The organism is Pseudoalteromonas sp. SR44-8, from assembly GCF_014163635.1.
Taxonomy (GTDB): Bacteria; Pseudomonadota; Gammaproteobacteria; order Enterobacterales; family Alteromonadaceae; genus Pseudoalteromonas; species Pseudoalteromonas rhizosphaerae.
On sequence record NZ_JACJDS010000043.1, the window covers coordinates 32,862 to 43,602 of the forward strand.

At 42.4% G+C, this 10,741-nt stretch carries 6 protein-coding genes; 1 reads left to right on the top strand and 5 read right to left on the bottom strand.

Translation table 11 applies throughout. The annotated features are described in order from the left end of the window. Positions 1 to 111: 111 nt before the first annotated feature. From H5183_RS18230 to H5183_RS18250, 5 genes are all read right to left on the bottom strand, one after another. Complete coding sequence (locus H5183_RS18230; protein WP_182732373.1) at positions 112 to 4,422, bottom strand: alpha-1,6-glucosidase domain-containing protein; 4,311 nt, start codon at positions 4,420 to 4,422, stop codon at positions 112 to 114. 21 nt (positions 4,423 to 4,443) lie between these two features. Further along, positions 4,444 to 7,326: a TonB-dependent receptor gene (locus H5183_RS18235; RefSeq protein WP_182732374.1), complete on the bottom strand. Its 2,883-nt coding sequence runs from the start codon at positions 7,324 to 7,326 to the stop codon at positions 4,444 to 4,446. 303 nt (positions 7,327 to 7,629) lie between these two features. Next, complete coding sequence (locus tag H5183_RS18240) at positions 7,630 to 8,247, bottom strand: LysE family translocator (protein WP_145241971.1); 618 nt, start codon at positions 8,245 to 8,247, stop codon at positions 7,630 to 7,632. 9 nt (positions 8,248 to 8,256) lie between these two features. Continuing rightward, the gene (locus tag H5183_RS18245) at positions 8,257 to 8,445 is read right to left on the bottom strand and encodes a hypothetical protein (RefSeq protein ID WP_145241973.1); all 189 of its coding nucleotides are present in this window, start codon (positions 8,443 to 8,445) and stop codon (positions 8,257 to 8,259) included. 11 nt (positions 8,446 to 8,456) lie between these two features. After that, positions 8,457 to 8,855, bottom strand: coding sequence for a DUF3224 domain-containing protein (locus tag H5183_RS18250; protein WP_145241975.1), 399 nt, complete (start codon positions 8,853 to 8,855; stop codon positions 8,457 to 8,459). 78 nt (positions 8,856 to 8,933) lie between these two features. Between H5183_RS18250 and H5183_RS18255 the strand changes: the two genes are divergently transcribed. Next, positions 8,934 to 10,715 carry an ABC transporter transmembrane domain-containing protein gene (locus H5183_RS18255; protein WP_182732375.1) on the top strand — a complete coding sequence of 594 codons (1,782 nt, stop codon included), beginning with the start codon at positions 8,934 to 8,936 and terminating at the stop codon, positions 10,713 to 10,715. Positions 10,716 to 10,741: the final 26 nt, after the last annotated feature.

Sequence of the window (10,741 nt, forward strand, 5' to 3'; positions counted from 1 at the left end):
ATCGTATTATGATTATAAATTACGCTAACTTTGCCTAGGCTGCAATTTGATCATAAAAAAACCGAGCATCTAGGATACTCGGTTCTGATTGTTTATAAAGTGTATTAATGCTTAGTTCTTATTGATCAGTACCTGCACATTATTACGATTAGGGCCAATAACCGTAAAGGTATAGTTGCCTGCGTCAGCAATGGCTACATTAATATTTGCCCCTACAGCTTCAAGCAAACTTTGCTCGCCAACTATAACCTGTGGAGATTCACCTACCCCGCCGTAGTCCACAGTGTTCCAATCTTCAGAGGCTATTTTGAACTCATAATCACCGGCATCTAAATCAAGTGATGTACTATAAATAGCATTCCCTTGATAGATTAGGGGGTTGTCGGTACCCCAGCCATTTAAGCTGCCACGTAAGTAAACTTGAGTGTCTGCAAACATTTGCGCATTAAATACACTCAGCGTGGGTGCATTCAAATCACTGGCATCAAAAATGAACTGATATTCACCCTCGGTTGCAACATCCATCGTCATATTAGCGCCTTTAACAGCTAATAACTTATCTTCGGCAACGGTTACGATTGCATCCGCTTCACCGGAACCATAATCAACGGTATCCCAATCTTCAGAAGCAATTTTAAATTCATAACTACCTACACTGAGAATTTTAGTAAAGGTATAAACGCCTTTACCTTGATAGATTAACTCATCACTGGTGCCCCATTCATTTAAGCTGCCACGAACAAATACAGGCGTGCCAACGAATCGTTCTTCGTTATAAATTCTCAGCGTTGGATTGTCTTTATCGCTGGCATCAAACGAGAATACATAAGTTGCATCAATTGCGGCATTAAAGGTCATATTCGCGCCACTGCGCATTAAAGGCTCGGTTTGATTTTCCAACACTGCTTTATCAGCATCAGACAGCGCGCCAAAATCCACACTCGACCAATCTTCAGAGGCAATTTTAAATTCATAATCTCCCGCTGTTAAAGTAATAGCGATACGGTATTCACCATTGCCCATATACTCAAAGCTGTCAGCTGTGCCCCAATCATTTAAACTACCTCGCACATATACTGTGGTGCTGCCAAAAGGCACTACGTCTGGCGCGCCCACTGTTGCATTCGCACTTAAGCCTACACCTTGGTTCTCGCCTTGTGGTTTTACAAATACCGCGATTGTATAAGCTGGGACTGTAAATGTACCGTCGGTTTCACTGGCAGTAAAACTCACTCCAGACATACTGCTATCGGTGCTGTTTTTAAGTATTGGATGTAATTCAAACCCAGCAGCGGTTGGTACTGTATGTGAAAGCGCTTGCTCAGTTGCATTAATTACTACTACGAGCGCGTCAACTTGGTTATCTAAATCTGCAAAACCTTGACCGTCATCAATGCTCATTACAATCAAACCATGTTGCTGGTTTTTACCAACATTGTGAAAACCTACACGGTCAATAACATCTTGCTCTGTGGTTAATCTAAATAATGGGCTGCTACTACGAATAGCTAAAAACTCTTGGAACACATCCCCTGCGTAAGCTATATCTTGCGGCTGTGCAGCAGCTTGTGGATTACCTGAGACCTTAATGATTTCAGGCCATTTCTGTTGGTTCTTCTCAGCATTAGGTAAACCAATATTCCAATTATTATTTTCTTTCGTTAAATCTACCGCATTAAACCAATCCCCTGCATTGTAGCTGTCACGATCCATTGATTTTGAGCGTAGTAAATCAGCCCCAAGTTGCATAAACGGGATACCTTGGCTTACTAATGGAATTGCTAATGCCATATTATGCGCACGCACTCGTTGCTCAATACTCATACTTGTTGCATGTTTATATTGCAGTTGATCCCATAAGGTTTCGTTATCGTGCTTTGATACGTAGTTAATGCTGTCAGCAGGGTCTAAAGCATAAGCCGTCGGCTGAGTATTCCAGCTAAAGCTATTACCTTTTGCCGAATTACCTTTAAAGTCTTTCAGGATATAGTTTTGTAAATTACCCGCCAGTGATAAACGCAGAGTATCTTGGTCTGCTAAATTACCATCGGTCGGGTTATTGCTAAACATAGCCCCACCGCGCACAGCCTCACGGATGCGGTCATTGAATGTGCCAACTTCAGAGCCTGCCATATCAGCTTGCTTAGCTTGAGTGAACAATCGGTTATTAGCGACTTCACCAAAATCCCAGCCTTCGCCATAAAAGTAGTTGTCAGGGTCAACAGCTTGCACCGCTTCACGCGCTGCTAAAATTGATGATTTAGGCATGTGCCCCATAACATCAAAGCGAAAGCTGTCGTAACCAAAATCACGGGCAAGAATGACCAGTGAATCGCTAACAAACTTGTCCATCATCACATGTTCAGTCGCGGTGTTTTCACAACAGGTTGAACGCTCGATATCCCCCGTTATTTCACTGTATCTGTGGTAATAACCCGGCACGAGTTTATCAAACACTGATTTTTCCCAAATGCCTGATGACGTTGTATGGTTGTATACCACATCAAGAACCACGCGAAGGCCAATCTCTTGAAGTGACTGTACCATGGCGCGCGTCTCTTTAACCCGGGCAACCCCTTCACTGCTTGATGCATACGAACCTTCTGGGGCAATAAAGTGATGCGGGTCGTAACCCCAGTTAAAACCGTCTAAATCACGCATCGCGCTGGCAAGTGCTTGAGCATCATCAGAACCCGGAAAGTAGCTTTGCATTAAATCAGCAATGATGCTGTTTTTATTTTCGATTTTACAAGCATCGGCGGCATCGTCTATTCGCTCACATAACTTACCTAGGGTGTCAGTGATTTCAACGCGCTTATCCGCATCTTCTTCAATGGTGCCAATGTCTGTTACAGGGAGTAAGTGAAAATGCGTTAAACCTTTGTCAGCTAGTTGCTTAAGGTGCTGCATAGGGATGCTTTCAAGCTCAGTAAATGCTAAATATTTACCTTGGTTTGCTGCGCTTACTGACGTATCGCGAATACTAAAATCACGTACATGACCTTCATAGATAATGGCATCTTCCGGGTTGGTAATTGTTGGTACACTGCGCTCATCCCAGCCTTGTGGTTTGGTATCGTCATCATTTAAGTTGATCAACTGCGAATACAGGCCATTGCTTGATACATTCAGTGAGTAAGGATCGGTACTCCATAAACTTTCAATCGCTTGAGTAGTAGGGTGGTAAACATCAAACGCATAGCGGTAATAATGACGGTCGTATTTGCTGTCTAAACTCACTGACCAAATACCTGTATTGCTGTCTAACGTCATGGCAGTGCTATGTACTTGTGCTTTATCGGCGTCAAATACATTAAGCATCATATTGCTAGCGGTTGGTGCCCATACTGAAACATCAATTGCATTGTTATTATAATGCACGCCTAGCATGGCTTCATTTGCGTCGTTTTCACCTTGGGTGTAAAGTGCATCAAGGGCTTTGGCGGTTTGCACAAAACTTGCTTCAAGTAGCTTGCCTTCTGCATCGTAGCCCGCTACAACGAGCTGTTGTTTTATAAGTTGTTTTGCAGTAGCGGCATCCCAATTACCTTGATAGGCAGTCCAATCTGTTAAGTGCGGTACTTTCGCTGCTTGTGCATCGGTTAAACTCGTTGCCATTAATTCAACGGTTTCACCATTTAAGCCAGTATCAACATCAACAACCAAATCGGCAGCAGCTGATGAATGCAGCTTAATAATCTGCGTAAGCTCATTACTTGGCTTATACAGCACAGTATTTAAATCAATCCAGTGTGCTGATGCACCGTCAATTGCAACGGGGCGTTCGCCAAGCGCTTCTACTGGGTATTCAAATACTGTTGGCTCACCGTCAAAGGTAAAGTTCATACGTACAAAACGCTCGTCGTCCTGCATCAGTGGCATGGTTAAATCCACATCACCATGGGCTTTACCTGAACCTTCTGTGCCAATATGAATAATAAAATTAGCGCACTCGGTATAACCGTCTTTTAGCGCGACAATCCAATAAGCTCCATAGTTTGGATCGACACCATTATATTCATGGCCATTAGCCCAATCGGTGGCATCAAACGGCGGCGCGTAAGCATCACAGCCGTCGGTATTCCAAGAGTGTAAACGATAGCCTTCGTACCCTTCATTCTTATCACGTTTATAAAATAAAATAGCCTCACCTTCGCCTGCAAATACCACAGGGTCTGGTAAGTCGGGGTTATAGCCACTGGTACAGCTTTCATTATTTGCATCTGGAAACAGCGGTGCGTCACAAGAGATAGGCTCAGGATCAACACATTGAGTGCCTGCTGCACTAGGGACTTGCGGTACATCACAAGTCAATAAGGCTTGGCCTGCTTTTACATCGCTACTACCTGAGCCTCCACAGCCAAACAGTAGTGTTAAGCTCACTGCTAATAGCAAATGAGTCAATTTAGTTATTTTATTCATTATTTATGCTCCAATTTGCTATTAGTGGCTATAGGTAAAACCTAAATAAACCTGACGACCAAAGTACTGGGTAGTACCGGTGATGTTTTCATTGCCAAAGTAACTTTGGGTTGGTTCATCAGTAAGATTATTAACCTGTAGCAACATGCCAAATGAGTCTGTAAATTGATAAGAGGTTTGAAAATCGACCACGGTCTCGGCATCAAAATTAACCACTTGCTCATTGATCGCCACTTGCTCTGAAACAAAGTCTGAGCGGTAACGCACATTAAGGCGGGTTTCAAAATTATCTAAGCTGTAAAATAAAGTGCCGTTTAACACGTTTTTAGACAAACCAGGTAAACCTTGTGTAACCGTTTCACCACCTAAGCTGGTGATAGATTCAACTTCGCTCTCGGTGTATGAATAGCTACCGTTAAACCCAAGGCCATCAAACGGCGCGGGTAAAAACGAAAATACTTGCGTGTAGGCAAGTTCAATACCGCGAATATAACCGCCATTGGCGTTATTTACCGCCGTTGTGTAAGTGCCGTTAGTTGTGGCAACTTGCTCACCACTGACTGGATTTTCTATATAGTCAGGGACGTTAAAGCCATTACCTTTAAAGTCAAACCCTTCAATGGCGATGGTATCGATAAACGAATCGATGTTTTTATAGAAACCTGCGATCACTAGCGCACCATCTGACTCATCAAAATAATGCTCGTAAGAGATATCGTATTGGTCGGCATAAAATGGTTTTAAGAATGGATTATTGGTACTTGAGCCGTTAATTTTGCCACTGGTTTTATCAGCTTGCGCACTGGCGTCCCCCGCTAGGCGATTAATCGGTGGGCGCGACATTACTTTAGCCGCCGCAAAGCGTAATTGCGTGTTATCCGTTAGCTGAAAGTTTAAATTAAGGGATGGCAGATAATCGGTATAAGTTGTGCCAAGTACATTAGGTAAATAATTTTTATTTATGATGCCGATACTGTCGGTAATGTTTTGTGCACCGAGTGATAAATCACCATTAACATTTTCTAAAATAGTGGCCGATTGGTCGGTATCAACACGGCGAATACCAATATTACCCAGTACCGGCATAGTACCAATTTCAGTATTAATATTAAGCATGGCGTAGGCTGAAAGCACTTCTTCATACACTGAGCCACTTTGTAGCATGGTCCACGAATAGTTAGTGGTGTAACCTTGCGAGTCAACTACCCCATCTGCATTACCCCAAGTTTTAACTGGCTCTGGTGCGCCTTCAGGAAACCAAGCATTAAGCGCTTTGTCTAAATCAATCGCCAAATATGACGGGAAATAACTAAAGTCACCTTCCCAGTCAACAACATTTACCATGTCATTGGTTAAACGCAGTGGCGGCTCACTCACTGAAAAATCACCATCATTACCGTATTCAAACACTGAGCGGTTATTGCTGTATTCGCGATCTGAATAACGCGCGCCAAATTCAACAGAGCTAAACCAGCTGTTATTCAGCTCGTATTTAAAATCAAGGCGATAAGCGCTTACTTCATCTTCATTTTGATAAGGGTAAATACCGTATTTACTAACCATTACTCGGTCGATATCGCTAAATGCAGCCGCTTGATTAAAGCCTACATCAGGTAAATTTAAACCATTAAGTTGGTAGTTTATTGATACGTTTTTATCTAACACAGGTTCTTCGGCTGAGGCGTCTTCGGCAACCAACGCCCACAATAAGCCATTGCGAAAGTTACTTTTAGCCCGTGACAGCGACACATCAACATTAACGTTTAAACGTTCTGTCACTTGCCAATCGGCGTTAACACCGTAGCTATCTACTTCATCAAAGTCTTGGTTATCATCATTCACAATTTCAACGCGAGTGTAGCCTTTTGAAGTACGATTAACAGAGGCACCAACTACTGAATTTCCCTCTAGCTGAGCGTTTGTATAAGTGGCCGTTGGGCCACCTAATTTCACTCGTAACCCACGGGCAAATGACTCAGTATCAAAGCGTGATAAAAACACGTCCCCTTTTAATTTAAAATTATCCACCGGTGCCCATTCAATCGCCGCCATATAACCGTTACGGGTTTCTTCTCCACCTAAATGCTGAAGCTCAAAACCTTCGCTGATATACTCATTTTCAGGTTTAAGTTCGGGGCCATTAGTATCATTTGCAACACCATCAACGTCTTTATTATCGTTATAGGCAAGGCCAATAAACTGTGTTGCTACGCTGGGTTGAAATAACCGTGCATAACCAAGTGCTACACCTAAAGTATCGTCAAGATATTTACCTTGATAGGAAAAACTAATGCGGTCGCCAAACTCAGTGGCATCGTTCACCTCTGACGCTCGGTCGTTGTACATACCTCTGGCGTTAACCACAAACTTATGTTGCTGATCATTATCAAGCGGGCTAGCTGTTTGCAGTTCTACCGTACCTGCAACACCACCTTCGATAAGCGATGCTTTTGGTGATTTATACACGGCTGCTGAGCTGATCAATTCAGACGGATATTGGTCAAACTCAATACTACGGCTGCCACTAGTTGATACCTGTTCACGGCCATTTAAAGTTGAAAATACAAATCCACCGGACATACCGCGAATGTTGATTTCTGCCGCCTGCCCGCCGGTTCGTACCGCTGAGATCCCCGGTAACCGAGTGAGCGCATCAGCCATAGATACATCAGGCAAAGCACCTAAGTCATCCGCCGATAACTGCTCAGATACCGTATCAGTAAAGCGTTTTTGATTAAGTGATTGGATTAAACTACGACTAAAGCCACGCACTTCAATGACTTCAAGATCTTCTTCTAGTTGTGGTTTTTTTACGGTACTTTGCGCGTCACTTTCAACCGCAGCTAATACACTGCTGGCTGCAAACATTGCGAGCATTAACGCACTTAGTTTGAATTTCCCCATGAGCTTTCTACCCTATTGATTTTATAATTGTGTGCTGTTTGTTTTGAAATTATGGATAAAATAAAACCAATAAAGTGTAACTAAAAAGTAAAATAAGTGTGATGAATACGTATGCAGCAGTAAGGGCAATAGCTAGCAAGGTGAGGAACTTAGTTTAGAAGTGCTGCGATCATGTAGATAACGTAAAATAAATCGACTGACTAACGGAATAACTCAGTCATAAGCCACTATTACACAGGTGAATTAGAAATTGCTAAAAACAGCTTTAAAGGGAAGTAGTAAGGATTAGTTAAGTTTAATAAACTACACCATTAGCACCACCCTTATTGCTAGACCAATAAAAATCACCGCTAATATTTTATCAAACCATGGGGATGATTTAGTAAAAGCAAAGCGCTTCTTTGAAAGCTCTGTCAATGCTGCAACAATCAGATACCAGCCAGTATCAATAGTAAAAACCGTTAAGCACATAATCAAACCGACCTTAAAACTGAGATTGGCAGGATCTATAAACTGTGAAAACAGGGCTAAAAAGAATACCGCTAATTTAGGATTTAGAAACGCAATAGCAAAGCCGTCTTGCAAAGCTTGTTTTGCACTGCCACTTTGCTGAGCCACTTTTAACTCACTATTACTTGGTTTAGCTAATAAGATTTTAACCCCTAAATATGCCAAGTACGCTGCACCTAAGTAAACTAACACTTGATACACAGTAGGAAATTGCAACATTAGTGCGCCGAGGCCAAGTAACGATGCTGCAGCATAAAAACCGACGCCAACACCATGACTCAGCGCTGCCAACATGCCGTTCTTCATACTGCCATGAATGCTGTGTTTTAACACCACAGCCAAACTTGGCCCAGGAGACATTGCACCCATCATACAAATGGCGACTAAGCTTAGCCACAGTGATAACGTCATTTATATTCCTTATAGTTCTTCATTTTCAATAAGTAAGATGTATGCATAAACTTGGCCGTATAATCCTGTAGAGGCGCTAACATTTATTACTTTCCAGCCATCTTGGTTTAATTGATAAATTCGCTCATTAAGTGCGTCAATATCAATACCGCCTCTAAAAAAGCCACGCTGCTTTTTAAACTCAATTATTTTCTGCATGGCTGTATCGCTTATAATTGATACTCAAAATCATAAATGTGTATACCTGCTTCGATGCGAATTGCCATTTTTCCGCTAAGGCCTGCAAGTTCATTACTGCCAGAATCTGGCACCACGTTTAAAATTAATGAATCTTGGCCTTTATCCATAGTGCCAAAATGTTGCAGCACAAAGCTGCCTTGAAGACCTGCAAGTGTGCCAACTACTTGTTCAATTGCCACATAACCGGCACTGCCTTGAGTTGCGGTCATGGCACTGAGCATTTCGCCAGTGCTGGTTGCATCAAGCTCACCTGTAAACGTTTTATCAATCGACATACGACCCAGGTTTACGCCATCAATGCCCTTTGCATAACCTTCAATAGGATTGAGTTTAACGTTAAATTCGCCCGTTACTTTTTCAGTTGTCATGGTTAGTCCCTTAGTTAGTTATTGAAATTATGATTTAAGTAACCATATCTATACCCTATTCATCTAAAAGAATCCACTATGAGCAATAGTAAAACCGAGCAAAAAGACAAAGCTGCTTTTAGTAGTTTAATTCCTATTTTTCAGTTTATTAAGCCGTATAAATGGGTGGTTTTTGCAGCTCTTGCAGCATTACTTGTTACTGCCGGGGTTAATTTATCATTGGGCCAAGGAGTTAAATTTGTTATTGATCACGGCTTTATTGCGGGCTCTCAAGAACAATTAAAACAAGCCATAATCGTGCTAATTGGCTTGATCAGCTTATTAGCCATAGGAACATTCAGCCGTTTTTATTTAATGTCATGGATTGGTGAGCGCGTCAGTAATGATATTCGTAAAGCGGTATTTGATCGCATAGTCACCCTGCACCCGAGTTACTTTGAAGAAAACCGCAGTGGCGAATTAATGTCGCGCTTAACAACCGACACCACTTTGTTGCAATCAATCATTGGCTCGTCATTTTCAATGGCACTGCGCAGCGCTCTGATGCTAGTCGGTGGTTTAGCCATGTTGTTATTTACTAACTTAAAACTCACTTTAGTTGTAGTTGCCTGTGTGCCGCTGGTGTTAGTACCCATGATGATTTTTGGTAAAAAAGTACGCAAACTTGCCAGCTCCAGCCAAGATGCGATTGCCGATATCAGCACTTATGCGGGAGAAATAATTCAAAATATTAAAGTAGTGCAAAGCTATAGCCACGAACAACGCGAACAACACGCTTTTGCACTAGAGACCGAAAAAGCCTTTAACGTTGCGAAAAGCCGCATTAAACAGCGCTCATTTTTAATTGCTGCAGTAATATTTTTGACCTTTAGCGCAATTAGCGTGATGCTGTGGATAGGTGGTAGTGATGTACTGGCAGGCACAATGACTGGCGGTGAGTTAGGTGCATTTGTGTTTTACGCCATTATGGTAGCGATGTCGGTAGCAACCGTTGCTGAGGTATATGGCGAGCTACAACGTGCAGCGGGCGCTGCCGCGCGGTTACTTGAACTGCTCGCGGTTAAAAGTGAGATCACAAACCCTGCAGCACCACAAGATCAGTTATTACATAACAACTCTAACGCTCCAGCCATTAGTCTTGATAAAGTAACTTTTAATTATCCATCGCGTCCTGATGTGAGCGCCTTAAAAACTATTTCATTAACGATTGAACAAGGCCAAACAGTAGCAATCGTTGGTCCGTCAGGTGCTGGTAAAACCACGTTATTTGAATTACTACAACGCTTTTATGACCCTGCAGGTGGCGACATTAAGTTTCATAATATTAATATCAAAGATCTATCCCTTAATACGCTCAGAAACAGCATGGGCATGGTGGCACAAAACCCGATTTTATTTAGCTCTGATGTGATGCATAACATTCGTTATGGCAACCCAGATGCAAGCGACGAACAAGTATATGCTGCCGCTAAGCATGCTCACGCGGATGAATTTATTGCACAATTACCTAACGGCTACGAGAGCTTTTTAGGCGAGCAAGGGGTGCGCTTATCAGGCGGCCAAAAACAACGAATTGTATTAGCAAGAGCAATATTAAAAGACCCAGAAATACTGTTACTCGATGAAGCAACCAGCGCTTTAGATGCGCAAAGTGAGCATCATGTACAAGCTGCGCTTGAACATTTAATGCAAAACCGTACTACGCTTATCATTGCCCACCGCCTCGCCACAGTAAAACATGCTGATATGATAGTGGTAATGGAGCACGGAGAGATAATCGCAACAGGTACTCATCAACAATTGCTAGCGAGTAATCCACTTTATCAAAAATTATGTGAGCTGCAGTTTAATAGGGATTGAAGCGGTAAGCGGTAAGCGGTAAGCGG